This window comes from Oceanisphaera sp. W20_SRM_FM3, from assembly GCF_052119705.1.
GTDB lineage: Bacteria > Pseudomonadota > Gammaproteobacteria > Enterobacterales > Aeromonadaceae > Oceanimonas.
The window spans coordinates 272,568-297,880 of record NZ_JBGQOP010000001.1 but is presented as its reverse complement, the minus strand read 5'-3'; the positions used below and the strand labels follow the sequence as shown (position 1 = coordinate 297,880).

General features: G+C 49.5%; 24 protein-coding genes. 16 read left to right on the top strand and 8 right to left on the bottom strand.

The annotated features are described in order from the left end of the window. On the bottom strand, positions 1 to 218 hold a 218-nt coding region (locus ACEN2G_RS01350; RefSeq protein WP_442019656.1), incomplete at its 3' end, for a transposase. A gap of 72 nt (positions 219 to 290) precedes the next feature. On the opposite strand from ACEN2G_RS01350, the gene ACEN2G_RS01345 reads away from it, so the two are divergent. Then, positions 291 to 578, top strand: coding sequence for a GIY-YIG nuclease family protein (locus tag ACEN2G_RS01345; protein WP_442019655.1), 288 nt, complete (start codon positions 291 to 293; stop codon positions 576 to 578). A gap of 60 nt (positions 579 to 638) precedes the next feature. Here the strand turns inward: ACEN2G_RS01345 and fkpA are convergent, their stop codons facing one another. After that, positions 639 to 1,514, bottom strand: a complete 876-nt coding sequence (fkpA, locus tag ACEN2G_RS01340) for an FKBP-type peptidyl-prolyl cis-trans isomerase (protein ID WP_442019654.1) — start codon at positions 1,512 to 1,514, stop codon at positions 639 to 641. An 83-nt stretch (positions 1,515 to 1,597) separates the two neighbouring features. Between fkpA and ACEN2G_RS01335 the strand changes: the two genes are divergently transcribed. Further along, a complete protein-coding gene (locus tag ACEN2G_RS01335; RefSeq protein WP_442019653.1) occupies positions 1,598 to 2,692 on the top strand; it encodes a WD40 repeat domain-containing protein in 1,095 nt (364 codons plus the stop codon). Continuing rightward, entirely contained in the window at positions 2,685 to 2,900 is a 216-nt protein-coding gene (locus tag ACEN2G_RS01330; protein ID WP_442019652.1) for a SlyX family protein, read from the top strand. Before ACEN2G_RS01335 ends, ACEN2G_RS01330 begins: the two co-directional genes overlap by 8 nt. Positions 2,901 to 3,300: 400 nt before the next feature. On the opposite strand, the gene slyD is transcribed toward ACEN2G_RS01330, so the two are convergent. Continuing rightward, positions 3,301 to 3,822 (bottom strand): peptidylprolyl isomerase, encoded by a 522-nt coding sequence (gene slyD, locus ACEN2G_RS01325; RefSeq protein ID WP_442019651.1) that lies wholly within the window; start codon positions 3,820 to 3,822, stop codon positions 3,301 to 3,303. Positions 3,823 to 4,030: 208 nt separating this feature from the next. Next, positions 4,031 to 4,231: a YheV family putative zinc ribbon protein gene (locus ACEN2G_RS01320; protein ID WP_442019650.1), complete on the bottom strand. Its 201-nt coding sequence runs from the start codon at positions 4,229 to 4,231 to the stop codon at positions 4,031 to 4,033. 61 nt (positions 4,232 to 4,292) lie between these two features. Here ACEN2G_RS01320 and ACEN2G_RS01315 point away from each other — a divergent pair, with 61 nt between their 5' ends. The 9 genes from ACEN2G_RS01315 to ACEN2G_RS01275 all read left to right on the top strand — a co-directional run bounded on the left by ACEN2G_RS01315 (position 4,293) and on the right by ACEN2G_RS01275 (position 18,050). Then, positions 4,293 to 4,988, top strand: coding sequence for a hypothetical protein (locus tag ACEN2G_RS01315; RefSeq protein WP_442019649.1), 696 nt, complete (start codon positions 4,293 to 4,295; stop codon positions 4,986 to 4,988). An 80-nt stretch (positions 4,989 to 5,068) separates the two neighbouring features. Further along, positions 5,069 to 6,973: an ABC transporter ATP-binding protein gene (locus tag ACEN2G_RS01310; protein WP_442019648.1), complete on the top strand. Its 1,905-nt coding sequence runs from the start codon at positions 5,069 to 5,071 to the stop codon at positions 6,971 to 6,973. A gap of 40 nt (positions 6,974 to 7,013) precedes the next feature. Further along, entirely contained in the window at positions 7,014 to 7,448 is a 435-nt protein-coding gene (locus ACEN2G_RS01305; RefSeq protein WP_442019647.1) for a TIGR02444 family protein, read from the top strand. A gap of 71 nt (positions 7,449 to 7,519) precedes the next feature. Continuing rightward, positions 7,520 to 8,512 (top strand): 23S rRNA (adenine(2030)-N(6))-methyltransferase RlmJ, encoded by a 993-nt coding sequence (locus ACEN2G_RS01300; protein ID WP_442019646.1) that lies wholly within the window; start codon positions 7,520 to 7,522, stop codon positions 8,510 to 8,512. A 119-nt stretch (positions 8,513 to 8,631) separates the two neighbouring features. Next, positions 8,632 to 10,470, top strand: coding sequence for an ATP-binding protein (locus ACEN2G_RS01295; RefSeq protein WP_442019645.1), 1,839 nt, complete (start codon positions 8,632 to 8,634; stop codon positions 10,468 to 10,470). Between the two features lie 8 nt (positions 10,471 to 10,478). Continuing rightward, positions 10,479 to 11,189 carry a response regulator transcription factor gene (locus tag ACEN2G_RS01290; protein WP_442019644.1) on the top strand — a complete coding sequence of 237 codons (711 nt, stop codon included), beginning with the start codon at positions 10,479 to 10,481 and terminating at the stop codon, positions 11,187 to 11,189. Between the two features lie 94 nt (positions 11,190 to 11,283). Further along, the gene (locus tag ACEN2G_RS01285; RefSeq protein WP_442019643.1) at positions 11,284 to 15,279 is read left to right on the top strand and encodes a YDG domain-containing protein; all 3,996 of its coding nucleotides are present in this window, start codon (positions 11,284 to 11,286) and stop codon (positions 15,277 to 15,279) included. Between the two features lie 19 nt (positions 15,280 to 15,298). Beyond that, positions 15,299 to 16,930: a ShlB/FhaC/HecB family hemolysin secretion/activation protein gene (locus tag ACEN2G_RS01280; protein ID WP_442019642.1), complete on the top strand. Its 1,632-nt coding sequence runs from the start codon at positions 15,299 to 15,301 to the stop codon at positions 16,928 to 16,930. Between the two features lie 244 nt (positions 16,931 to 17,174). Continuing rightward, positions 17,175 to 18,050, top strand: a complete 876-nt coding sequence (locus ACEN2G_RS01275) for a class I SAM-dependent methyltransferase (protein WP_442019641.1) — start codon at positions 17,175 to 17,177, stop codon at positions 18,048 to 18,050. A 123-nt stretch (positions 18,051 to 18,173) separates the two neighbouring features. Here the strand turns inward: ACEN2G_RS01275 and ACEN2G_RS01270 are convergent, their stop codons facing one another. Together ACEN2G_RS01270 and ACEN2G_RS01265 are read right to left on the bottom strand one after the other, a co-directional pair. Continuing rightward, on the bottom strand, positions 18,174 to 19,298 hold the full coding sequence (locus tag ACEN2G_RS01270; protein ID WP_442019640.1) for a 1-acyl-sn-glycerol-3-phosphate acyltransferase: 1,125 nt from the start codon (positions 19,296 to 19,298) through the stop codon (positions 18,174 to 18,176). A gap of 102 nt (positions 19,299 to 19,400) precedes the next feature. Continuing rightward, positions 19,401 to 19,994, bottom strand: a complete 594-nt coding sequence (locus ACEN2G_RS01265; protein ID WP_442019639.1) for a LysE family translocator — start codon at positions 19,992 to 19,994, stop codon at positions 19,401 to 19,403. Between the two features lie 442 nt (positions 19,995 to 20,436). On the opposite strand from ACEN2G_RS01265, the gene ACEN2G_RS01260 reads away from it, so the two are divergent. From ACEN2G_RS01260 to ACEN2G_RS01250, 3 genes are read left to right on the top strand one after another with little or no spacing between them, the layout of a single operon-like run. Beyond that, entirely contained in the window at positions 20,437 to 21,417 is a 981-nt protein-coding gene (locus ACEN2G_RS01260) for a hydrolase (protein ID WP_442019638.1), read from the top strand. After that, the gene (locus tag ACEN2G_RS01255; protein ID WP_442019637.1) at positions 21,414 to 21,638 is read left to right on the top strand and encodes a YheU family protein; all 225 of its coding nucleotides are present in this window, start codon (positions 21,414 to 21,416) and stop codon (positions 21,636 to 21,638) included. The genes ACEN2G_RS01260 and ACEN2G_RS01255 overlap by 4 nt, the downstream gene beginning before the upstream one ends. A 58-nt stretch (positions 21,639 to 21,696) precedes the next feature. After that, positions 21,697 to 22,566 (top strand): phosphoribulokinase, encoded by an 870-nt coding sequence (locus ACEN2G_RS01250; RefSeq protein ID WP_442019636.1) that lies wholly within the window; start codon positions 21,697 to 21,699, stop codon positions 22,564 to 22,566. A 203-nt stretch (positions 22,567 to 22,769) separates the two neighbouring features. Here the strand turns inward: ACEN2G_RS01250 and ACEN2G_RS01245 are convergent, their stop codons facing one another. Then, positions 22,770 to 23,747, bottom strand: a complete 978-nt coding sequence (locus tag ACEN2G_RS01245) for a cytochrome-c peroxidase (protein WP_442019667.1) — start codon at positions 23,745 to 23,747, stop codon at positions 22,770 to 22,772. 210 nt (positions 23,748 to 23,957) lie between these two features. Further along, positions 23,958 to 24,362 carry an OsmC family protein gene (locus ACEN2G_RS01240; RefSeq protein ID WP_442019635.1) on the bottom strand — a complete coding sequence of 135 codons (405 nt, stop codon included), beginning with the start codon at positions 24,360 to 24,362 and terminating at the stop codon, positions 23,958 to 23,960. Between the two features lie 180 nt (positions 24,363 to 24,542). On the opposite strand from ACEN2G_RS01240, the gene crp reads away from it, so the two are divergent. Beyond that, positions 24,543 to 25,181 (top strand): cAMP-activated global transcriptional regulator CRP, encoded by a 639-nt coding sequence (crp, locus tag ACEN2G_RS01235; protein WP_442019634.1) that lies wholly within the window; start codon positions 24,543 to 24,545, stop codon positions 25,179 to 25,181. Positions 25,182 to 25,313 lie beyond the last annotated feature (132 nt).

Below are 25,313 nucleotides of genomic sequence, written 5' to 3'. Positions count from 1 at the left end.
TGACGAAGGCTTTTATCTGGCCCTTCATTTTTAACGGGCTTATCCTGTTTCGAATCTGGTTTGTCCATTATCCACTCCCGACGCCAACGGCTTAATACGTTCGGATGCACCCCTAATTCACTGGAGATTTCAGCTAATGTTTTAGGTGATGAAACAGAGAGTCTAACGGCTTCCCGCTTAAATTCATTACTAAATTTACGCTTGGTTCGGTATTGCATACACTTCCTCACTCTGAAGAAGTGTCTACTTATTCGGGGCCATTCCACAAACGCCACCACAGGCTTAAAACAATGGCTATAAAACAATGGCATATCTATTTAGTGCGCTGCGCTGATGACAGTTTGTACGCGGGTATCAGCCTAAATCCAGAGCGGCGCTGTATTGAGCATAATCAACAACGCTCGCGCGCCTCGCGTTATGTGTGGGCGCGGCGCCCCGCTAACTTAGTGTGGCAGCGCTCGGTGGCCAATCACTCCCAAGCGCTCAAGCTAGAAATACGGCTCAAGCGTCTGACTAAAGCAAAAAAAGAGCAGTTATTGCAGCAAGACGCCGCTTGGCTCTCTCTATTGCACACATAAAAACGGCGCCCTCAGGCGCCGTTTTTATTATGAGCCGAGCTCTCGCTCTGCAACCTAAGCTTATTCGGCTTTAGTTTGCTCTTTTTTGTCTTCGGCTACGTTAGCATCGGCGTTAATATCAGCCTCTGCGGCTTTCGCTTCTTCTTTAACGTCAGTCTTAGCGGCTGGTGCTGCTTGCTCGTCAGACTCTATGCCTAGCAACTCAACTTCAAAAATCAGTACCGCATTACCGGGAATGGTATTAGCACCAGATTCGCCGTAAGCCAAGTCAGCAGGAATAACAAACTTGTACTTAGCGCCCACAGGCATTAACTGCACGCCTTCGGTCCAGCCGGGGATCACTTGGTTCAACGGGAAACTTACCGGCTCGCCACGCTCAACTGAGCTATCAAACACAGTACCATCGGTGAGCGTGCCTACATAATGCACCTCTACTACGTCTTCCGCTTTTGGCTTAGCGCCTTTGCCTTCAGTCAATACTTCATACTGTAAGCCAGAATCTGTCACTTTAACGCCGTCGCGCTTGGCGTTGTCGGCTAAGAACTTATCACCCTCGGCTTTACTCTTGGCGGCTTGCTCTTTGGCTTGGGTTTCGATCAACTCATTAATGTGCGTATCGTAGGCCGTTAGTGCTTCTTGAACTTCTTCATCGTTCATTTCGCCCTTATCGGTAAAGCCATCTTGCACGCCTTTAAGAATAGTGGCGTTGTCTAGGTTCACACCCAGCTCTTGCTGCTTTTCCAGCGTAGAGCCAATGTAGCGGCCCATAGACAAACCAATGGCGTAAGCAGATTTAGCTTCGAAGCTGGTCAGCTCGCTCGCGGCGGCTTTGTTCTCAACTTCAGGTGCCGTGCTTGCCGCTTTATCGTCATTACAGCCACTTAGGCCCATTAACACCGCAGAAGTAAGTAAGCTGACTTGTAACAATTTTTTCATTATTAACTCCAGAATAGGGGAAAGATCCCATGGAAAATGAGATGCTTAACAGACCGAACCTATACTAGCGTGTCCTCTTGCCGATGCGAAAGCCCAAACTGATAAAAATACCTGCTTACCTGCTTATCCTGATGGTATGCGTCACTTTTTTGCCTATTATCGGCTGTGATGCCGGTGATAGGCCGCTTGCACAGGTTAGCTTCTCTAATGGCTCTGTATTAGCCGCGCAAACCACGCAAGATGGCGCCTTCACCCTCACGGCGACCGGCCCAAGTCCGGTGCAAGTATGGAGTGCGGGCCAAGAGGCGCCGGTATATAACTGGTATCAGGGGGAGTCGGTCGAGAGCATAATCCTGCTCGCCAGCTCACCGGATAGCCAATATGCCGCTACCGCCACCGAGAAAACCGTGGCCATCTGGTCGTTGCTCGGCGGCCACAATCTCGGCTTTTATGAGCTCACTCAATCGCTGCGTACCTTGGCTCTCAGTGATGGCGGTCGTAATTTACTGCTCGGTTATCAAGATGGCACGGTTGAGTTTGTGGATCTGCAAACCGGTCGACGACTGCTGTTTCTGGGCCATCAAAGCTTAAAGGGCGAAAATCGTATCAACTCCGTCGATCTGTCTGCCAACGGCCGTTACGCGTTAAGCGCCAGCTTAGATGGCCAAGTGCTACTGTGGCAAACCACGGATGCCAGCGTACTAAGCGAATGGCAACAAGAGAACAGTGTGACTGTGGTGCGCCTAGACGCCCAAGGTAAGCTCGCTTTTAGTGCCGACGCCCAAGGCCAAGGAGAGGTGCGTCAATTGCCTTCTGGCGAGCTGTTATCAAAGTTACAAGTGCCCTATCGCGGCCAAACTTTTGTCAGCGCTCGGCTCGACGCTAAGCACAACAGAATACTGACCGGCAGCACGGCGCGGCGCTTAGAATTATGGCAGCTAGACAACGGCCGACTATTACAAGAGTGGCAAGTGGGCATCCACACTAATCTACGCCCCGCCAGTGCTATTGTGTATGACGCCACTTTTATCGACGACACTTTTATTAACGGTACTGTAGCTGACGGCACGGCGATTAAGGCCACGGCAATCTATAGCGTTAGCTCGTCTGGCTTAGGCGAAACTTGGGCCTTGTCTAAAAAGAATCAAAGAAATCTAGAGAATCAAATCCATGACTAACGATATTCTGGCACGCTTAGAGCAACTGGAAACACGACTCGCGTTTCAAGATGACACTATAGAGCAGCTCAACCAAGAAATCACCGCTCAAGGCGCTCAAACCGCGCGCTTGCAAGCCCAGCTGAGCATGATGGCGCAACGTCTGAAAGACCTGCAGCCCAGCAATATTGGCAGCCAAGCCGACGAGCCACCGCCGCCGCATTATTGATTGGTCTGTTAGGCGTGAGCGACACTAACATTAGACATTAAAGACTCAATATTTTTGCCACGGAAGAACACGGAACGCACGAAAAATAAAGATCAAATCTGAAAGAGATTTTATTTGCGACAAGGATCAGCTAACTCCCAAACTAACAGGAGTTGTGTTTTGTAGTGTGCCAACTTGTTCGGCACGGTTTAAGCGGTAAAGTGTGAGGCGAGAACGACTTCGTACGCTATCAGCCTACGCGATATGACAAAGAAAAAACTGAACCATCGAGAATAAAGCTGAGATATAAACCTATCCCTACAAATTCGGTGTTTAACTCCTCACCCTTCACACCTCTCTTACACATCAAACAAAAAAGGCGCCTCGGCGCCTTTTTTATTTACGACTCACTAAATGACTCTTAGTGCTGGTGGCCGCAGCAGCCGCCTGAGTGTTCATGATCATCGTGGTCGTGATCATGCTCGCCGTGCACGTGACCGTGCTCCAGCTCCTCTTCGGTGGCCACACGTATGTCACGCACCACACCTTTAAAGGTCAGCGTCATGCCCGCCAGTGGGTGATTACCGTCTACGACCACAGATTCTTCAGACACTTCGATAATGGTGACGGGGCGATGACCATCGTCGGTCTCGGCCACAAAGGTGTCGCCTTCTGCCACTTCCATGCCATCAAACAGCTCACCGGGTACGGTTTGAATTAAGCTGTCGTCGCGCTCGCCGTAAGCCTGCTCTGGACTTAAGGTTACATCGAAGTCTTCACCCACTACCTTGCCTTCTAGCACGGCTTCTAAGCCCGATACTAAATAACCAGTACCGTGCAAATACTCTAACGGCTGCTTGTCTTCTGTGGTGTCGAGGATTTCACCGTCAATGTTAGTCACGGTGAAGTCGAGGGTTACTACGCTGTTTTCAGAAATGTTCATAAGAGAACCTGCTAATGAATTTTGTAATAGCATACAGGATGGCCAAGACGGTTTAAATGCGTCAATGCATGGTTTTGGTGAGGAGTGAAGGGGAAAGAGTAAAGAGGACGATATAAACCGAAGATGACAGAAACGCACCACCCCTGCAGCCAGGGATTATGTTTTACCCTTTGCACTTCACCCTTTACGCTCTCCTACTTTTAGTTCATTAATCCGGCTTAAAAAGTCCAATTACTTCACCTTGGCCGGCCTTGGCCACTTGCTCGGCGGTCTGGCTTTGAGTGTGGCCGCAGCTCACGCATTCGACTTTCTCGACACCCTGCTCCAGATACAGCATCATGGTGTCTATTTCATGACATTGGGGGCACGCAGCTCCTGCAATAAAACGTTTTTTACGACGGGTTACCATGTTTTCTATCCTGAACAACCAACCTTGTCACAAATTCTCCGCCAAAAATGAACTGATCACAATGACCACAGCCGCCCAACACAGTATTCATTACCAGCTTCTTGAGCCCGCTCACTTAATTCCCGGCAAGCGCCAGCGCCAGCTTAAGGGTGTGCTCTTTATCGTCCATCAAGGTGCAGGTCTGCTACAACTGGGGCCACATTCTTATGTGCTGGGCAAAGAAGATGCGGTGTTTTTACCCGCCGACACTTTATTCACTTGGCACACGCTAGCGCACAGCCGCATTAGTCGCCTAGCCTTTTCACCGCGCTTGGTACAACCGCGCCAAGCGGGCTTATTAACCGATGCCCCACTGTTATTAGCCGGTAGCGCTCGATTGGCAAACTGGCCAAGCGCCGCATTAGACTCACCATCAGATTGGCAAGGCGCTTACGGTCGCTTGTGCCGCGTATTACACGATGAGCTACAACACCTTACGCCGCAGCCGCTGAGCGCGTCTTCACACAAGGCTTCACTGTCTAAACTGCAACAAATGATCGGTGCTAACTTGGTCAACTTTGACTTAACCAAGACCCAAGAGGCTGAGTTTCAGTCGCGGTTTACTATGTTGCCGGCAGACTTTAAACGCCAAACTACCTTGCTGACTATATTGCGCGAGTTAGGTAAAAGTGCCGATTGGACACAACTGGTGCAGCGTTATGGTTTTAACTCGGTCGCCGAATTTGAGCAAAATTGCAGTGTTTGGTTGGCGAGTTAGCCTTGAGTCAGCAAAGCTGCGAATCGCCCAGTAAAAACAGGTAAAATGCTTTCTTATCACCATCACATGTTTGAGACTCTATGATAACCCTCAGCCAAATTGAACTGCTCAGGGGCGGACGCCCCCTGTTAAAAGACACCAGCGCCACCATTCACACCGGCAAAAAAGTGGGATTGGTCGGCAAAAATGGCTGTGGTAAGTCGACCTTATTTTCTTTATTTAAAGGCGAGTTGAGCTTAGATAATGGCCAGTTTTATTTACCTGCCGATTGGCAACTGGCTAGTGTGGCTCAAGAAACGCCGGCACTCGAGTGCTCGGCGCTGGATTATGTGATTGACGGCGACCAAGAATATCGCCGCTTATGCAGCGAGCTAGTTTTGGCTGAAGAGCGCGGAGATGGCATCGCTATTGCCGAATTACACGGCCGACTCGACACCCACGGTGGCTATCATATTCATGCGCGCGCCGCCGAATTACTGCACGGGCTAGGCTTTGCCAATGAAACCCAAAGTCGCCCAGTGAGCGCTTTTTCCGGCGGTTGGCGGATGCGCCTTAACTTGGCCCAAGCGCTAATTTGTCGCTCCGATTTATTGCTGCTCGATGAACCCACCAACCACTTAGATTTAGATGCGGTGATTTGGCTGGAGCGCTGGCTAAAAAGCTATCCTGGCACCTTAATTCTGATCTCCCACGACCGCGACTTTCTCGATGCGGTGGTGAATCGGGTGATCCATATCGATAACCAGCAGCTCAATGAATATACCGGTAACTACTCAGACTTTGAGCGCTTGCGCGCCGAACAATTGGCCTTACAACAATCGATGTTTGCCAAGCAGCAGCGTGAGCTGACCCATATGCAAGAATACGTGGACCGTTTTCGTTATAAGGCCAGTAAGGCCAAGCAAGCTCAGAGCCGCTTAAAAGCCATGGAGCGCATGGAGCGCATCTTGCCGGCCCACGCCGACTCGCCATTTAGCTTTAAGTTTCTGGCACCCAGTAGTCTGCCGATCCCACTGATCACCATGGAGAAACTGTCTGCCGGTTACGGCGATAAGGTGATTTTGTCCAACATTAAGCTCAATCTAGTGCCGGGTTCGCGCATTGGTTTGCTAGGCCGAAATGGCGCCGGCAAGTCGACGCTAATCAAGCTGTTATCCGGTGAGTTAACGCCCTTATCCGGTAAGTTAGTGGCTAATAGCGGCATTGCCTTGGGCTACTTTGCCCAGCATCAACTGGAAAGCTTGGATCTCAACGAGTCGGCCCTTACTCATTTAGGTCGTCTAGATCCTAAAGCCACAGAGCAAAGCCTGCGCGATTACTTAGGCGGCTTTGACTTTAAAGGCGACAAGGTAAAAGAGCCGGTGGGCCCCTTTTCCGGTGGAGAGAAAGCGCGCTTAGTGTTGGCGTTAATCGTCTATCAAAAGCCCAACTTACTGCTAATGGATGAGCCCACCAACCACTTAGACTTGGATATGCGTGAAGCGCTAACCATGGCCTTGCAGTTTTTCGAAGGCGCCATGGTGATAGTGTCCCACGACCGGCATTTATTGCGCGCCACCACAGATGAGTTTTATCTGGTAGATGGCGGCAAAGTCGAGCCCTTTGACGGTGATTTGGAAGATTATCACCAGTGGTTAGTCACTCAAGATAAAGCCGAGCAGCCCGAGAGCAACGCCACCCTAGGCGAGCACTCGGCGAATAATCGTAAGGCCGAAAAACGCCGCCAAGCAGAATTGCGCCAACTCACCCAGCCGATGCGTAAAGCCATTACTAAGCTTGAGCAACAGATGGAGTCGGCTCAGCAGCAGTTAACCGACATTGAAACCGCCATGGCGGATCCTGAGCTATATGCCAGCGAGCAAAAAGCCAAGCTGCAGCAATTGCTGCAAGCCCAAGCGCCCTTGCAACAGCAATTAGCCGCAGCCGAAGCCCAGTGGCTAGAATTACAAGAGCAATTGGAAGCCCTAGAAGCTGAAAGCGAATAACGAGCCGAATAGACAACCGCAGATGCAATGAGGGAAGGTGATGAATATTCCGAGCGCCGAGCAATTTTGGCAATTTAGTGAGCAGCATTATGCCCGCCCCGGCGTGGCTGACGCTTGCTTGCAACTGCAAGATGACTATGATGCCAACGTGAATTTATTATTGCTACTGGTGATGCTGGAAGAACGCAGCTTGACCTTAGATCCTACTCATTTCTTGCCGGTATTGCGCCAGCGCGCCGGGCTATTTAATCAGTGGCGGACATTGCGCCGTCAACTTAAAGCTAAGCTCAGCACCGATGACTACTTGGCCTTATTGCGCCACGAATTAGAGCTGGAATGCTGGCAACAACAAGAGCTTATACAAGTGCTCGCCCAAACACCGCTCAGCACAGACGGCGGCAGTGGTTTGCTTACCTACTTAAGCCTCTTAAAGGTACCCGATGCGCCGCTCTGGCAACTTAAGTTAGCGGCATAAGCGGCTCACTTATTTTCATTTGTCTTATTTCTTTATCTCATTTCTTTATCTCATTTAAATATGGACTTTTTATGCTCAGTTATCGTCATGCTTTTCATGCGGGCAATCATGCGGATGTGCTTAAACACGCGGTGCAATCTTTGATTTTAGAGGCTTTATCCGTAAAGGATAAAGGCTTTAGCTATATCGACACCCACGCCGGCGCCGGCGGTTATGCGCTCAGTCATGAGTGGACGCAAAAAAAATCGGAATACCTGACCGGTATCGCGCCTTTATGGCAAGCCCGTGAGCAGTGGCCAGAACTGGCCGGCTACTTTGCAGCTATCTCTGCTATGAATAGCGCCATGAATAGTGCCATGAATACAGATGGCAGCGTAGAGCAGCAACTCGACTTCTACCCCGGCTCGCCCAAGGTGGCGGAATACTTTAAGCGCCCCCAAGACAGCATGACGCTGATGGAGCTGCACAATAACGAAGTAGAGTTGTTGCGTGAGAATATGGTCCCCCAAGGCCGACGCTCAAGGGAGCACTATTCAGCGAGAAGCAAGGGCCCCACCATTCACCATCAAGATGGTTTTACCGGCTTAATTGGCCTACTGCCACCCACGCTTAAACGCGGCTTGGTATTAATCGATCCGCCTTATGAGCTTAAAGAAGATTATCAGACCCTAGTCGAGACCATGGCCCAAGCTCACAAGCGTTGGCCGATTGGTATTTATGCCATCTGGTATCCGCTACTGGCCAAAGACGTAGACCGCAGTGGCGCACTCAAAACCGCCTTAGCCAACAGCGGCTTTAAGGACATTCTGTGTGCCGAGCTCAGCGTAAGCGAGCAAGCCCAAGACTTTGGCATGTATGGCTCTGGCATGATGATTTTAAATCCGCCGTGGAAGCTAGATGAACAGCTTAAGCAATTGCTGCCGAGGCTGGCTGAAACCTTAGGCCAAGCAACCTTAGACCAAGCAACCCCAGACCAAGCAGAGCCATTAGCATCAACACAAGGGGCAGCAACAAAGCACGCTGCCGCATGGAATTTAGAGTGGCTAAAGCAAGCTAATGCCTGAATAAATGAATAAACCCCGTTATGGAAGACGCTCGATTGAACATTACGCCGCTGAGTAAGTGCCTCGCCAGACACTTACTATTGCTTTTCTTATGGTTTGTCAGTCCTGTGGCCCTGGCAATGCCACTTATTTTGGGGCAAGACATCGCCTACAAAGTGCTGGTAGATGACAACGGAGAACTGTTACCCGAACAGGCGGCGCAAACACTGCACAGCTTACCGGCTCATCAGCTGGGTACCTTCTCTCGCGGATATATAAGAAAAACCTTCTGGTTGGGTTTTGAGCTATCCAAGGCAGACTTTGGTCAGCAGGAAAGATGGCTAGAGCTGGGGCCCAATTTTATAGACGACATTAAGGTGTTTTATCGCCCGCTCGGCACAACACAATCTTGGGAGACCAAGCACACCGGAGATTTATTACAGAGTCGTTCCGATCTCGATTATCGCAACCCCGTGTTCGTACTGCCTCCGCCTAGTACTGCTGGCTATGAAATGATGATACGGGTGCAAACCACGAGTACTGTATTACTGCAGGCTAGCTTTTGGGCACCTCGAGAGTTTTTGAATACCGCCACCCGCAGTACCCATTTTTGGAGCTTCTACTTTGGCTTAGCGGCCATTTCCAGCCTGTTGGCCTTGGTATTAGCGCTGGTGCTCAAGAGCAGGTTATTGTGGGCAGCCACGGCGTTTTCATCCACCTACCTACTGGTCGCCAGCATACAAGGCTACCTTAATTGGTTATTACCCGACTGGGGCTTGCCGTTGCAGCATTATCTGACCGGCGCCCTAACGTTAACCTCTTATGCGCTACTGCTCTGGCTTTGCACCGAAACCATTAACCTTAAAAAAAATCAGCCTTGGCTCCACAACATACTGCAGGCCAGTTGTGTGCTGATATTATCTTTAGTACTACTGTTGCCCTTCGGCCTTTATCCGGTGGCGGTCAAAATTCAGACTCTGGTCTACTTAGTGGCCGCCACTTTATTTATTGGGGGCGTGTTTTATCTGTGGCAGAAAAATCGTTTTCATTTACCCATACTGATCGCCAGCGCCAGCCCCCTCACCTGTATTCTAGCTAGCCTGTTTGGCCTGTTCTCCGTATTGGGCTGGATCCCATTTCGCAGTGAAATTTATCTGGTATGGCAATACGCTCTGATAGTAAATATGTTGTTCGTAATGGCACTGGCTATCTTTAGGGTTCGAGAAAAGAGACTCGAAGATCTCGAGAAAAAACAACTGGCTCATGAACTACAAACGGAACGAGAAGCCAGTTTTCATCAGCGCCAGTTTATCGGTATGGTGTCGCACGAGTTTCGCACTCCGCTGGCGGTGATCACGGGCAGCCTCACCAATCTTTATCACCTGGAAACAGCTGCGGAACCGAGTCGCCTCTCCCGTTACGACAAGATACAAAGAGCCACTGAGCGCATGATCCAACTGACGGATAACTGTTTGGCCGATGCGCGTTTGAGCGCAGATAGCCTGTATCTGGACTTAGATCCCATCAACTTGCTTGAGCTGCTGCATTCCATGCTGCCGTTGTTTGAGATTTCAGAGCCGCATCAATTAACCTTTACCGCGCAAGACCATACCGCCAGTGGGGAGCCTGCACATTATGGCTTAATCGCCGATGCCACCCTGTTACGTATTGCGCTATCTAACGTCATTGACAATGCACTAAAATATGCGCCCTGCGGCACAATACACGTAGACTGCAGTCAACAAGCTGAAAAGGTGATAATTACTGTTTGCGATCAAGGCCCCGGCATAGGTAACTTAACGGGAACAGAAATTTTCGATCGCTATCGGCAAGGGGCACAAGCGGCTCAAGGGGCGGGATTAGGCTTGTATGTGGCGCGACAAATTATTCAGGCTCATCACGGCGAGTTATCGCTAGCAAGCAGTTCTGCTCAAGGTAGCTGCTTTAAATTTATTCTACCCCTAGCTAAGGAGGGCTAAGTTAACGCATGCAGAATAATCAGCCCAAAGTGGCCATTATTGAAGACAACGCAGATTTGCGTGAAGAGCTGATATTTTTTTTACAGCATAAAAAATTCTCGGTATGGGGAGCCGAATCCGCAGAAATATTTTGGAAACAGCTCCATGGCAATCAAGCCGATATTGTATTGGTCGATTTAGAACTCCCCGGCGAAGACGGTTTCAGCGTGGTTGAATACTTAAATAAAATAGGCGGGCTGGGAGTTATCATTATGACCGCCCGCGGACAACAACAAGAGCGGTTACATGGGCTCAGTTTAGGAGCCGACTTGTTCTTAGTTAAGCCGGTCAACTTTGCCGAACTGGCCGAGGCAATTAATGCCTTATGGCAGCGACGAGGTCAGCCCCATGCTCGCCCCCTGTCTCTATCGAGCAATACCGACTGCTGGCAACTGCTTAGAACCACACAAATATTGTGCTCGCCAAGCGGCGAGCACATCAAACTCTCTGCTAAAGAATACACTTTTATGCATACCCTAGGCCGCCATGCCAATGAAGTGCTCTCGCGTGAAGAACTGCATAATTTGATGTTTGAATATGAAGACATCCCTGATCTGCACCGTATCGATGTTATTTTAAATCGGTTACGCAACAAGGCCAAAAATAAAGAAGTGGCGCTGCCGGTACGCTCTATCTTTGGCAAAGGTCTGGTGTTTAAGGGAAAAATAATAGAAATATAACGCGCTAAAACGAGAGATTTGAGAGAAGCGAGACTGATACCAATAACCGATTTTGTGCATATTACCCGCACTCACTTTATAAACGGTTATTGCGATGAATCACACCTATCGAATTGTATGGAATAAAAGCAAACGCATATGGCAAGTTGCCTCAGAATTCACTAAAGGCGGCAAGGGTAAAACGCGCAGTAACCGAAGCTTATCTGCCATTGCGGCCGGCACCTTATTCTGGATAAGCGTGCCGCTGCACGCCGCCAACCTTCCCACTAATGGCCAAGTGGTGGCCGGCCAAGGCACAATTCAAACGTCTGGTAATAGCCTGACCATTAACCAAAACAGCCAAAACATGGCCATTAATTGGCAAGATTTCTCCATTGCTGAAGGCCATACTGTTAATTTCGTCCAGCCCAACGCCCAAGCAGCGGCACTTAACCGCGTGACTGGCAACCAGGTATCAGAGATACGTGGCGCCCTCAACGCCAACGGGCGGGTATTTTTAGTCAATCCCAATGGCATTATGTTTAGCGACACGGCGCGCGTCGATGTGGGCTCCTTAGTCGCCTCCACCCTGAATATTTCCACCGAAGATTTTATGGCCGGCAACTATCACTTTGCCGGCAGCAGCGCCAATGCCGTGATCAATCAGGGCAACATTCAAACGGCGCAAGGCGGCATGGTGGCCATGATTGCCGCGCGCATTATCAACACCGGCAATATCACCACCTCAGGTGGTAGCACCTTAATGGGCGCGGGCAGCCGCGTCACCCTAGACATGGGCGGCCCAGTCAAGATTGAAGTCGAAGAATCACAGTTAGAAACCTATATTGAGCAAGGTGGTGCCATACGAGCCGATGGCGGCTTGGTGTACCTCACCGCCAAAGCCGCCAATGAGCTGACTGCCAGTGTTATTAACCACACCGGCATTACCCAAGCGCAAACCTTAACCGCCGGTGCCGACGGCCGCATTATGTTGATGGGTGACATGGACAGCGGTGTAGTACAAGTAGCCGGCACCCTAGATGCCAGCGCTCCCAGCACCGGCAATGGCGGCTTTATCGAAACCAGTGCCGCTAAAGTGCAGGTGAACGACGTAAAAGTCACTACCCTGGCCGAATATGGCAAAACTGGTACTTGGTTGATTGACCCGACCGACTTCACCATTGCCGTAACCAACGGCGATATAACAGGAGCTGCTTTGTCCGCCAACCTGGCCACTACCGATGTCACCATTGAAAGTGTTAACGGTGATAATGCGAATGGCCATGGCGATATTTTTGTTAACGACCAAGTAAGCTGGAGTAGCGGCAACACCCTCACCCTTAACGCGCAGCGCAATATCGAGATCAATGCAAAAATTGATGCTTCTCAAGGGAGTGGCGGCAAATTGGCCCTTAAATACGGTCAAACCACCGCCGATGGCATCCTAGATGGCAAGGCGGCGGATTACTACGTTAAGGCCCCCGTCAACCTGCAGGCCGGGCAGACCCTTTCAACCCAATTGGGTAGTCAAAACCAGGAGACTAACTGGACCGTTGTGACCGATGCAGCAGCGATGCAAAGTATGGGGCTGGAATCGACTCAACACTATGCATTAGGGGCAGACTTAACTCTAACAGGCACCAATAACTGGACTCCAATCGGTGATAGTTGGCATGCATTCAAAGGTAAATTCGATGGCCTAGGCCATACAGTTTCAAATCTACACGTTAATAAAAATAATAGTAACCACGTAGGGTTATTCGCAAAAACAGATGGCGCAACGATTACGAATATAGGCTTACACAATACTAATTTCACTGGAAGTAATTCTATTGGCGGACTAGTTGGCGATTCAAATAACTCAACAATAAACAACAGCTATTCAACAGGAAAAATAAGCGGTCAGTCTTCTGTCGGTGGTTTGGTTGGCGTATCGTTCTCTTCACATATAACAAGAAGTTACTCAGCAACTGATGTTGTAGGAATATATAATGTAGGTGGTTTGGTAGGCTTTCAATCTCAAGGTACTATCAGTAATAGCTATGCCACAGGCAATGTTGAATCACCAAAAAATAGTGGCGGCTTGGTAGGAAACAGCGTCAAGGGACAAATCAGTAACTCTTATGCCATAGGTGATGTTCAGGGTGGGGCTAATGTTGGCGGTCTAGCCGGATCTTTTTCCAGTGGAACTATCACACACGCTTTAGCTACCGGCAAGGTTAGTGGAAACGAGAATGTCGGTGTCTTGGTGGGCAACCGTAACAGTGGGACGATTACCGGTTCGTTTTTTGCGACAGATTCAAGCGCCCAAATGAAGGGGGTCGGTGCAGGGATCACCAAAGGTGCTACGGGTAAAACCTCAGCCGAGATGAAGCAGGCAGCAACTTATAGCGATGCTGGCTGGGATATTGCCACTCAGGGCGGGAGCTCGGCCGTGTGGCGTATTTATGAGGGGCAAAGCGGCCCACTGCTGCGTAACTTTTTAACCGATATTACGCTGACTGTATCCGCCGACACCGCTCTTACTCAAGAGTATGATGCGACCACAACTATTAATGCAGAGAATGCTAATGCATTGGAATCAAGCTGGTCACTGAATGGCACAGCCTATGATGGCACGCAAGACAATAAACTGCTGGGGAACGGCTTTACATTAGACAGTAAAAATGTCGGCTCTCGCGATCTGGTCAGCGGTTACTCATCTGTACAGCAAGGTTATGACATTAAGCTGAATACAGAAAATGCTAAAGTTGACGTCACCGCGAAAGCCATTACCGTCAGCGGCATCACTGCGCAGGATAAAACCTATGACGGCAACAGCACCGCCAGCGTGAACACGGATAATGCTCAGGTTTCGGGTTTGATTATCGGTGATGACTTGACCCTCAAAGTGAACAGCACGTTCGCTGATAAAAATGTCGGTAAAGACAAAACAGTGACCTTAGCCAACGCCTCGACCGGAGCGGATGCAGACAACTATGCCTTCAGTTTTAACACCACCAGCGCCAACATCAATCAAAAAGCTATCACCGTTAGCGGTATTACCGCCGACAATAAAACCTATGACGGCAGCAGCACCGCCAGCGTTAACGCAACGGATGCGAGCGGCTGGATTAACGGTGACGATATCATCATCTCCGCCAGCGGCACCTTCAACGATAAACATGCCGGCGAGAACAAAATCGTTAGCCTAACCAGCAGCTACACAGGTACCGACCTAGGCAACTACATTATCACCGATCAGACCAGCACCACCGCCAACATCGCGAAAAAAGCCATTACCGTGAGCGACATTACCGCGCAGGATAAAACCTATGACGGCAACAGCACCGCCAGCGTGAACACGGATAATGCTCAGGTTTCGGGTTTGATTATCGGTGATGACTTGACCCTCAAAGTGAACAGCACGTTCGCTGATAAAAATGTCGGTAAAGACAAAACAGTGACCTTAGCCAACGCCTCGACCGGAGCGGATGCAGACAACTATGCCTTCAGTTTTAACACCACCACCGCCAATATTACTCCGCGCTCGGTAACCGTTACTGCCGATAATGCTGACAAGTCCCAAGGGGCCGCTGATCCTGCACTCACCTATCAGACTGGTTGTGGCCAACTTACCTCTGATTGCGGCCTAGTGAATGGCGAACGCCTCTCGGGCACCATTATTCGAGAAGCCGGTGAGCAAGCTGGTAACTATGCCATCCAGCAAGGGACGGTTAATGATGCTGTTAATCCAAACTATGTCATCAACTTTGAACCGGGCAAGTTCGTTATTAATAAACTCACCTCTAATAGCGAAAAAAATGTCGTTACCGGCAGTGAAAAAAATGTCGCCATAGGCGCGCTTCAACAACTGACCGAGGGGCAGTCTGGTGGTAACCAACAGACTGGTATAGGCCAAAGAGGAATGGAGTTTGTCGTAAGTTCCCGCATTACCTCATCGCCTAATGGTCAAGGCCCAGAGGTATCCGGTGGTCTGGAATTGGTCGAATATGACGAGGCGAACACTGCTGAGCAAAGCGCTAACCGTAAAAACTCGGGCCTACTTCCGTTGTTCGTCGTCAATGATGGCATTCGCATGGACAACACTCTTAATGCTTACGGCAACTAAACAAACCAGGACGATTTACATGAAGCTGTTTACACCTACTGCCGTGGCTGCCGCCATCACTCTGGCCACCATGGCGACTGCGCCAGCACTTGCACAACAAGCACCGGGAGCCGGCCTGATTTATCAACAGAGCCAAGAGCAAGACCTGTCGCCACAAAAACCTTCTGTGGCGCTGGATCTGCAAGGTCCGCCTCTCACAGAAAGTGAGCAAGGCGGTGCCAAGGTTCGCCTTAATAAGGTGGCAGTGCTGGGCAAAACGATATTCGATAATCACACCTTGCTGGCGCAGCTTGGTGACTTTCAAGGTAAAAAGTACGATCTTGCAGGCTTAAGGAGCTTGGCCAACCGCATTAGCCAGTTTTATCGACAACAGGGTTATCCCTTTGCTCAAGCTTTTATCCCCGCCCAAGATATGGCCAATGGTGAATTAGTTATTCAGATGCAAGAAGGCCGCTACGACCAAGTTGATGCCAGTGGTGAACCGCGTTTGGTTGACGCCGCCCGGCCCTACCTTGCAAACCTGCAGCCAGGCCAAGTGATAGAATCAAAAAGTCTAGAGCGCAGCATGCTGATTTTGGGCGATCAGCCAGGAATCGCCGTTATTCCCGTGATGCGCCCCGGTGAACGGGTGGGCACCGGCGAGCTGGATGTGCAGGTGAGTCCAGACAAGCGCGTAACCGCACGCTTATCGACGGATAACCATGGTAGTCGTTTCTCGGGTGAATATAGAGGCCGCGCCGATGTGCAGATTAATCGGGCATTATTGGTGGGCGACGAGCTTAGCGTTTCGGCCTTGTATACCAATGAAGAAACTTGGCTCGGCAGCCTGACCTATTCGCTGCCATTGTCCGCCAATGGGCTACGCGGGTTTGTTGGGTATTCTCAGACCGATTACAGCTTAGGCAAAGGGTTTGAAGGTTATACCGGTACCGCCAAGGTATCTTCTGTGGGGGCCAGCTACCCACTGCTGCGTTCTCAGCAGAGTAACCTGAGCTTACAGGCTAACTATCAATATAAAGATCTCGATGATAACGTCAGCTTTGCCAATTTTAACAAAGCCACTCGTAGCCAAAGCATCCCTTTGACTGTGTCGTTCGATCACAGAGATGCGTTGGCGGGGGGCGGCGTAAGTTGGGGGGCACTCACCCTCACCCCTGGCCAAATAGATATCGATCAAACCATGGCCAACAGCCTAGATTACGACTTCTTTAAAGCCAATCTGGAATTAGCTCGACTACAATCTCTGACGTCCAGCTTAAGCCTGTATGGTCGCTTTAGTGGCCAATGGGCTGACACTAAAAATCTGGATGGCTCGGAGAGTTTTTATGTGGGCGGCGCTAACGGGGTACGGGCTTTTCCGGTAGGCGAAGGTTCTGACAGTCGCGGTTGGTTAGCTCAGTTAGAGTTACGCTACGCAATGGGACAAGGTTTTATGCCCTATTTACTCTTGGATTCCGGCCGAACGCCGAATGGCGGTATTGACGAAAGTGAAGACAGGGCCGTATCCGGCGCTGGTGTAGGCGTACGTTATTATCGTAATAATTGGAATGCAGATCTGGTTTCAGCTTGGAAAGTGTCGGGCGGCGATGCTCAAGCCGACGGTAAACAACAAGACCCTAGATTCTGGTTTAATCTTGGCTACGACTTCTAACGTAAGCTAGAACTCTGTTACCCGTATCTTTAAGTGATATCGGATCTTAATGAGCAGGTTTTAGCTATCTAAGCCCCAAAAAGCCGGTCAGGACTCAATGTCTGACCGGCTTTTGTCTTTTTTAAACGACAAAGCGAAAATCATCCTAAAGCTGCACTCATTCACTAATTTAGTTAGACTCAGCTTTCCTTAACAATATTAAAAACAACTGTTTACATTCACTTTATAACCTTAGGTGCCTATCTTGTATAACCATTCAGAATTTAATCTTGATGATGAAATGATCGATGAGCTTAGAGATTTAGGCTATGAATTGAATGATTATTCGCTGTCAGATGCAGACTTTAGAGACTTGGATTTTGATGGCTATTCTTCTGAAGATTCAGACATGATGTTAGATGTGCCTTATGTGCCTTCCGATGAAAAAATAGTGCAGAGCCTGCTCGACTTAGCCGAAGTCAGCCGCGAAGACATTTTGTATGATCTGGGCTGTGGCGATGGCCGTATCTTAGTGGCAGCGGCGTTAGAGCGTAATACCAAAGGCGTCGGCATAGATATGGATCCGGTGCGCATCAATGAGGCCATTGAATACGCCGGTCACACAGGTGTTGAGCATTTGGTGCACTTTTTTGAAGCGGACATAATGGAAGCAGATTTTAGTACGGCTACTGTAGTCACGCTTTATCTGCTTGATATCGTTAACGTAAAACTGCGACCTAGACTGCTTGATGAATTGGCCCCCGGCACCCGAGTGGTCTCTCATGCCTTTAATATGGGCGATTGGAAGCCAGATCAGCAGCAAAAATACGGCAGTATCAATCTCTATAAATGGATAATTCCCGCCAAGGTAGCCGGTACTTGGGAGTGGCAAGCCCGTAACGGCGACACCTATAGGGTGGAGCTGAAACAAAAATACCAAACCGTCACCGGTAAAGCTTGGTTGAATGGCGAAGTCGCCAAACTGAACGGCGCCCGCCTCAGTGGCGACTTACTGGAGCTAACGGTGCAAGGCCCAGCACAGAGCCCGGTACGTTTCTTGATGCGCTGTGAGCCTAAGCAATTACTTGCCGCCGAAGGGGACTTGCAAGCTACGCCGGCGTTAAGAGTACGCAACCGCTAATATTTTGCACTAACTAAGAGCAAGCAGCACAAACGCAAAAGCCCTAATTTCTTAGGGCTTTTTTATGCTTTACCGTCTACCTAACTTGCGCTTTATTTTAATTAAAGACCGGCTTTCGTCTGGTTACGCTTTATTTTTATTAAAGACCGGTTGGGCATACATAGACAAGACTAGCGATTTTAACTCAGCAGGAATTTGAGCCATGTGTTGCTCAAAAATTTGCACCGCCTTGCCGTTGTCTGCGGTTTGCTGGGCGGCATGGGTATCGCCGGCGGCAAACAGATTGCTCGGAAACAAATGATAATTGGCGTAGATCTGCTGGTCGATAGCCTCGGCAAGTTGATCTGCGTTCTCAAAATCACCAGCTATCGGCTGGCCAAAGGCCACGTGTACCCGGCCTTTTTGACCCACTATGCCCTGTACTATGCTCTCTACATCTTCAAATTCACGCTTTTCATAGGCGCCCTGCTGGGCTTTGGCATAGAGCTCACGCGCCTTAGCTTGATCGCCCGGATCGTATTCGTACGAAATCGACACCGGCACCAAATTCAAGGTCTTGATGTAATCGCCAAACGGGATCTTTTCCCGCTTACCTTCCATGTAAAACATCTTCAGAATAGCCGGATCGGTTTTATCAAAACCGTCTTTGGCGCGCCCTTCTTTTTGGGCAATCCAAACCGACTCTTGCTCATCGATAGAATGGCGCAAATAGGCCGACAACTCGCTAAACGCCTTCATCATCTCCCGCGGTCCTTTCACGGAGCGCTTCACCACGAAGCTTTTATTGAGTTTCATTAGCTCGGCGGCGCAGGGTTTGCGCAATAAGTTATCGCCAATAGCGATGCGTACCGTGTCCAGCCCGTTACTGTACAGACCCCAGTTCACAAACGCCGGATCCAACGCTATATCTCTGTGGTTAGAGATAAATAAATAGCCTTGGCTCGGATCTAATTGCTCCAATCCTGAGTAGGTAACGCCGGAGGTGGTGCGCGCTATCATTTTTTCCATGTAGCTGGCCACTTCCTGCTGAATTTGGCGCACGCTGTTCAGCTTGCGCCAGCGCCAGCCCAAATAAAGACGGATCAAGGCCTTGATCACAGGGCCGCCAATACCAGATAAAGTCGAGAAGCGGTATTTAGCGATGGCACTTACAAACTCATCGTCGTGGATCAGGCGCTGAATCGCGCCCGCAACTTCGTCATCCCGATAAGGGCGAATGTCTTTAAATAAATCAGTGTCGGAAACCATGACAACCTTAAGGTGTAGAGACAAGAAAAAGGTATAAGGACAAAAAACGGGCAGATTTTACCTGCTTTGGTGTTTAACTGTCACGAAAAAGCGTAAAACTGGTTAATACCAGATCATGACTACGCTGGCGGCGGTTAATAATGCCATGCCTTGGTTAAAACGTCGCCAATCCCGGGCCGAACGTAACCAAGTGCGCAAATTTAAGCCAAAAAACATCCAAAAATGCCCAGTAATAATGCCAAAGGCTAAAAACACCGCCAATGTTAGGCAAGCCGAAGACCAATATTGCTCGCCTGCTAAGGTAAAGCCGCTGATCGCCGACACCGCCATTAACCACGCTTTAGGGTTAAATATTTGAAATACCGCGCCTTGCCGCCAATTCATGCTGGCTTCAATTCGATCCGCGGCAGGCGGTGCTGAACGAGCAATCTGCCACGCCAACCACAGCAAGTAGCCGCTGCCAAGAATTTTTAGTGTCCATTGTAATATTGGCCAACGCAAAAAAAGCTGGCCTAAGCCAAGTGCGGTAAACAGCAGCAAGAGCTGCAGGCCCAACATAATGCCCAATAACAGCTTCAACGTGGGGCCATAACCAAAGCGCGTGGCCGTATGAGTTAACAGCATATTGTTGGGGCCTGGGGTAGCGCAAGAAGCGAAGGCAAAGCCGGCTACTGATGCCAGTAAGGCAAAATCCATGGGTCACTCGGTAAATAATGCAGCAAAAGCGTTGTTTTACTCGATTTTGTGCTCAGCGCCCAGTACTTTATCTGTCTATTTATCTTGCTCACTGCCTGCCCTGCTGGCAATCATACGCAGCTTGAATAACCCTATGCTCTTTAAACAGACTGTTTAAGAGTTTCAGACTAAGCGCCTGAGCGCTGCTGTCAAAAGTGTTCCTGATTACCCACAAAGTTCAGCGATGTTTCAGTGACTTCAGCATCAATAGATTCAATGGGTTACAACGTAGGTGGCAACTTGTTCGCCACGGTTTTATGTTTTTATTTAAAAATTGCCAGCAAAGCTGGCCTGCCGAACAAGTTGGCAGCTACAAAAACCTAAATAAGGCAACATACTGGCTGAGGTTCATAAGTAATCAGGAAAGTGTTAGACCGACTCTGTTAGAGGTAATAGCAGCAACATGATACATACCAGCAAGTTCCACCCTCCTTGGTGGGCACCTAATCCCCATCTGCAAACTGTGCTCGCCAAGCTGCTGCAGCGCACCCGCATCAAATATCGCAAAGAGCGCCTTGAACTGCCCGACGGCGACTTTGTCGATCTTGCGTGGGGATTACCAGAGCAAAACGATCACAAGCCGTTGGTGGTACTGTTTCACGGTCTTGAGGGCAATATTGAATCTCACTACATGCAAGGCATGATGGCCGCCCTGCACCTCCAAGGCTGGCAGGCGGTGTTAATGCACTTTAGGGGCTGCAGCGGCGAGCCTAATCGTTACTTACAGGCTTATCACTCAGGTGCCATCGAAGATCCGCAATATGTGTTGGATTTACTGCGCCAGCGCTACCCAGAGCGCCCTATCGCCGCCATCGGCTATTCATTGGGTGGCAATGTGTTGGTCAATTATTTAGCGAAACACCCTCGCAATACCTTATGCGCCGCCGTGGTCGTCTCGGCTCCTCTGCAGCTCTCCGCCGCAGCGGATCGCATTAACTTAGGCCTATCCAAGGGCTATCAGCACTACTTACTAAAACGCATGCTGTTTAATTGGCAGCAGCGACTGCGTCGTCATCCCCAACATCAAACTCAAGTGAAGGCTTATGAGATCAAGAGCCTGCGCCAATTTGATGATAAAATCACAGCGCCCATTCACGGGTTTAGGGATGCAGAGGATTATTATCAGCGTTGTTCAGGTCTATATTTGCTAGATAAGATCAGCACCCCGACGTTGATCATACATGCCGCAGACGATCCTTTTATGAATGACAGCGTGATCCCCGACGCCCGCGATTTGGCACCCGCTATCACCTATGAATTGAGTCGCAGCGGTGGTCACGTAGGCTTTATCTACGGCAGCCCTTGGGCGCCCCTATATTGGTTAGAGCACAGAGTCCCCTATTGGTTAGCACAGCAGTGGCCGCCTTACTTGGAGAACGCATGATTATTCCTTTTACTGACTTAAACAGCGAAACGCTAGATAACTTAATTGAACAATTTGTACTGCAAGAAGGCACCGAATATGGTGAACAAGATGTCTCACTATCTGAGAAAGTAATTCAAGTTAAACAACAGCTTAAGATCGGAGAAGCGGTCATAGTTTACAGTGAGTTACACGAGAGCGTGAACATAGTGCCGGCGGCTCAGTTACGTAACAAACCTTGACCTAACCCCTGCGCTCTGCGTATAAACATTCACAGTTTACTCATTTTTAGGGTTTTTTATGTCTGCCAAGCACCCCATCATTGCGGTGACCGGTTCTTCGGGTGCCGGCACCTCAACCTCTACCGAGGTGTTTCAGTCCATGTTTGCTCAGCTGGGGGTCAAGGCCGCCATGCTAGAGGGCGATAGCTTTCATCGCTATACCCGCCCCGAAATGGACGTGGCTACCCGTCGCGCACGGGAACAAGGCAGACATATCAGTTACTTTGGCCCAGAAGCCAACGACTTCGAACTACTTGAGCACTTTTTCAAGGAATATGGCAATACAGGTACCGGTCAGTTTCGCCGTTACTTGCATACCTTCGACGAAGCCGTGCCCTTTAATCAAATGCCCGGCACCTTTACGCCTTCGCAGCAGTTACCCAACGACACTAATCTATTGTTTTATGAAGGATTACATGGCGGCGTGGTGACAGATGATCACAATGTGGCGCAGCACGTAGACTTGCTGATCGGCATGGTGCCCATCGTCAATCTGGAGTGGATCCAAAAGCTTATTCGCGATACCTCAGAGCGCGGTCATTCTCGTGAAGCCGTCACCGACTCTATCGTACGCTCCATGGAAGATTACATTAATTTTATTACGCCGCAGTTTTCGCGCACCCACATTAACTTTCAGCGTATTCCCACCGTCGATACCTCTAATCCTTTTAGTGCCAAATTGATCCCCAGCGCCGATGAAAGCATGATGGTGATCCGTTTTCGCGGCATTAAAAACGTCGACTATCCCTATTTGCTGGCCATGATCGACGGCTCTTTTATGTCTCGGCGTAATACCATAGTGGTGCCGGGCGGCAAGGTAGGTTTCGTGATGGAATTGATCTTACGGCCCATGTTGGAGCAACTACTAGAGACCGGCAAGATACGCTAAGGCGTGAAGCGTGAAGCGTGAAGCGTGAAGCGTGAAGCGTGAAGCAAAAATTATCGTCACTGGATGCCAACATAAATAGAAAAGCCCAGCTTATATGCTGGGCTTTTTATTGAATAGAGTTAGGTGCTAAGGGCAAAGCAACCTAGCTGTAGAGTTGGGTTGCTTTACTCCTCACGCCTTACCCTTCCCCCCTCACCGCCTAACTAACCAAATGGCATTGGCTTAGGCGTGGCATTAGTCGAGGGAGGTAATATTGGCAGCTCAAATCTGGGCTGATCGCCGGTTAATGATTTTAAGAACTCGACTATCTGGCCTATCTCTTGCTCGGAGTACACACGGCCTAGCTGTAAGCGGCCCATAATATCGACGGCTTCTTCCAGCGTGGCGGCTTCGCCGTCGTGGAAGTAGGGATAGGTCAGCTCCACGTTACGCAGCGTGGGCACCTTAAACAAGAAGCGATCCGCGTCAATACCCGTTACCGCCGCTCGGCCTACTTCTGGTGAGTCGGATTGATAGGGTGCAATCACGCCCATCTTCTGATAGGAAGTGCCGCCTAAGTTAGGACCATTATGACAAGCCACACACCCGCTTTGCTTAAACAGCTCATAACCCGCTAAGGCCTGCGTCGTTAGCGCCTTATCATCGCCTTTCAGCCATAAGTCAAAATCTGCATTAGGCGTGACTAGGGTTTCTTCAAAGGCGGCAATGGCATCGGTTACCATATCGATATTGAGCGTATCTTTGCCAAACACCACCGCAAAATCATTCACATAGCCCGGAATAGACTGCAATACATCTACCGCTAATTCGTGGGTAAAGGCCATTTCACCTGGGTTGGCGATGGGACCACCTGCTTGATCTTTTAAACTAGCGGCACGGCCATCCCAAAACTGCGCCAAGTTCAGGCTGGAGTTAAGTACGGTGGGCGAGTTAATCGGCCCTTGCTGCCAATTATGGCCAATCGAGGTTTTAATATTATCTGTGCCGCCCATAGACAAATTATGGCAAGAGTTACAAGAGATAAACCCCGACTTAGACAGCCTTGGATCAAAAAATAACTTTTTGCCCAGCTCGACCATGGCCGGGTTCGTCACTTCTATTGCGGGTATCGGTTTTACAGGCTCGGTGCGCGGACCGGCTGCCATTGCTTGACTGGCTGAAAAGACATGGCCGGTAAGCATAAGTGTTACGGCAATACTAATTCGGGTGATGCTCATTCTCATAGGGCTGACCTCGGTTGCAATTAGAGCTTTATATGACTCTATAGGCGCCAATGTAACCCTTAATAAAAATAAGGTCATTGATGTGGATCACAGCACTAAGACACATGAGGGATGAAGGGTGAGGATTTACGCCTTACGTTTTACGGCTTTCCCCTCACTCTTTTTAATTTAGGCTTGGCGGATCTCAAAAGACGAAGAAGCATCCAGTGCTTTGTCCAGCATCTTCATGACCGAGCAGTATTTTTCCATCGATAAGCTCACGGCGCGGGCGACCTGCTTTTCTGAGAGGTCGGTGCCAGTGACGATAAAGTGCATATTTAGATTGGTAAACACCCGCGGCGCTTGCTCGGCACGGTCTGCCTCCAGCTCTACCACGCAGCCAGTTACCTGCTGGCGACCTTTCTCTAAGATAGACACCACATCGATAGCGCTGCAACCACCGGCGCCCAGTAACACGACTTCCATGGGGCTAGCGCCTTTGCCTGGGTTAGTGCCATCTAACAAGATTTTATGACCAGACTCAGATAAACCTTCAAAACACATGCCGTCCAACCAAGTAACTGTTGCTTTCATTATTGTCTCCACTAAAAATAACCATATTATCCTATCGTAATGTGGACGACGAGCAGGATAAAAGCCTAATACCCTTGCTGATAAAGGTTAAGCCTTTTATGCTAGCCCATTAGGTATACTGAACGCAGATAGCTTGCCAAGCCTTGGCTGCGAGCTAATTAAATAATTTAGAGGTAATACATGATTATTAGCAAGCCCCAAAGTGACCCAACCCTAGAGTGGTTTTTGTCGCATTGCCATATTCATAAATACCCAGCTAAGAGCTCATTGATCCATGCGGGTGAAAAAGCAGAGACTTTATATTACATAGTGAAAGGCTCGGTTTCTGTGCTGATCAAAGATGAAGACGGTAAAGAAATGATACTGTCTTATCTGAATAAGGGTGATTTTATTGGCGAGCTGGGGTTATTTGAAGACACAGATAACCCACTGCGCACCGCTTGGGTACGCGCTAAGTCACCGTGTGAAGTGGCCGAAATTTCCTATAAAAAGTTTCGTCAGCTCATTCAGGTAAACCCAGAAATACTGATGCGCGTCTCGGCACAGATGGCCCAGCGTCTGCAAACCACCAGTCAGAAAGTAGGCGACTTAGCCTTCTTGGATGTGACGGGTCGTATCGCAGAAACGCTGCTCAGCCTAGCGCGCCAGCCCGATGCCATGACGCATCCCGACGGTATGCAGATCAAGATCACCCGCCAAGAGATTGGTCAGATAGTGGGTTGTTCACGGGAAACCGTGGGTCGCATCTTAAAGATGTTGGAAGAACAAGAGCTTATTTCTGCTCACGGTAAAACCATAGTAGTATTTGGTACCCGTTAAATACCACTACTGGGCTGACTGCGTTTGCTCGCACTCACTGCGCCATCAACCAGCCCTATCAATCACAGTGCGAATTAGCACTGTGGTTATGTAACACAGCCCGTCGAGGTTTAACTTCGACGGGCTGTTTCG

Excerpts from the sequence above, each read along its gene's own strand:
- ACEN2G_RS01255 (WP_442019637.1), top strand. The coding sequence starts at position 21,414 with ATGATTATTCCTTTTACTGACTTAAACAGCGAAACGCTAGATAACTTA.
- ACEN2G_RS01330 (WP_442019652.1), top strand. The coding sequence starts at position 2,685 with ATGACTAACGATATTCTGGCACGCTTAGAGCAACTGGAAACACGACTC.
- ACEN2G_RS01240 (WP_442019635.1), bottom strand. The coding sequence starts at position 24,362 with ATGAAAGCAACAGTTACTTGGTTGGACGGCATGTGTTTTGAAGGTTTA.
- ACEN2G_RS01250 (WP_442019636.1), top strand. The coding sequence starts at position 21,697 with ATGTCTGCCAAGCACCCCATCATTGCGGTGACCGGTTCTTCGGGTGCC.
- ACEN2G_RS01320 (WP_442019650.1), bottom strand. The coding sequence starts at position 4,231 with ATGGTAACCCGTCGTAAAAAACGTTTTATTGCAGGAGCTGCGTGCCCC.
- ACEN2G_RS01310 (WP_442019648.1), top strand. The coding sequence starts at position 5,069 with ATGATAACCCTCAGCCAAATTGAACTGCTCAGGGGCGGACGCCCCCTG.
- ACEN2G_RS01245 (WP_442019667.1), bottom strand. The coding sequence starts at position 23,747 with ATGCTTACCGGCCATGTCTTTTCAGCCAGTCAAGCAATGGCAGCCGGT.
- ACEN2G_RS01290 (WP_442019644.1), top strand. The coding sequence starts at position 10,479 with ATGCAGAATAATCAGCCCAAAGTGGCCATTATTGAAGACAACGCAGAT.
- ACEN2G_RS01335 (WP_442019653.1), top strand. The coding sequence starts at position 1,598 with ATGCGAAAGCCCAAACTGATAAAAATACCTGCTTACCTGCTTATCCTG.
- ACEN2G_RS01345 (WP_442019655.1), top strand. The coding sequence starts at position 291 with ATGGCTATAAAACAATGGCATATCTATTTAGTGCGCTGCGCTGATGAC.
- ACEN2G_RS01295 (WP_442019645.1), top strand. The coding sequence starts at position 8,632 with ATGCCACTTATTTTGGGGCAAGACATCGCCTACAAAGTGCTGGTAGAT.
- slyD (WP_442019651.1), bottom strand. The coding sequence starts at position 3,822 with ATGAACATTTCTGAAAACAGCGTAGTAACCCTCGACTTCACCGTGACT.
- fkpA (WP_442019654.1), bottom strand. The coding sequence starts at position 1,514 with ATGAAAAAATTGTTACAAGTCAGCTTACTTACTTCTGCGGTGTTAATG.
- ACEN2G_RS01315 (WP_442019649.1), top strand. The coding sequence starts at position 4,293 with ATGACCACAGCCGCCCAACACAGTATTCATTACCAGCTTCTTGAGCCC.
- crp (WP_442019634.1), top strand. The coding sequence starts at position 24,543 with ATGATTATTAGCAAGCCCCAAAGTGACCCAACCCTAGAGTGGTTTTTG.
- ACEN2G_RS01280 (WP_442019642.1), top strand. The coding sequence starts at position 15,299 with ATGAAGCTGTTTACACCTACTGCCGTGGCTGCCGCCATCACTCTGGCC.
- ACEN2G_RS01285 (WP_442019643.1), top strand. The coding sequence starts at position 11,284 with ATGAATCACACCTATCGAATTGTATGGAATAAAAGCAAACGCATATGG.
- ACEN2G_RS01300 (WP_442019646.1), top strand. The coding sequence starts at position 7,520 with ATGCTCAGTTATCGTCATGCTTTTCATGCGGGCAATCATGCGGATGTG.
- ACEN2G_RS01260 (WP_442019638.1), top strand. The coding sequence starts at position 20,437 with ATGATACATACCAGCAAGTTCCACCCTCCTTGGTGGGCACCTAATCCC.
- ACEN2G_RS01305 (WP_442019647.1), top strand. The coding sequence starts at position 7,014 with ATGAATATTCCGAGCGCCGAGCAATTTTGGCAATTTAGTGAGCAGCAT.
- ACEN2G_RS01270 (WP_442019640.1), bottom strand. The coding sequence starts at position 19,298 with ATGGTTTCCGACACTGATTTATTTAAAGACATTCGCCCTTATCGGGAT.
- ACEN2G_RS01265 (WP_442019639.1), bottom strand. The coding sequence starts at position 19,994 with ATGGATTTTGCCTTACTGGCATCAGTAGCCGGCTTTGCCTTCGCTTCT.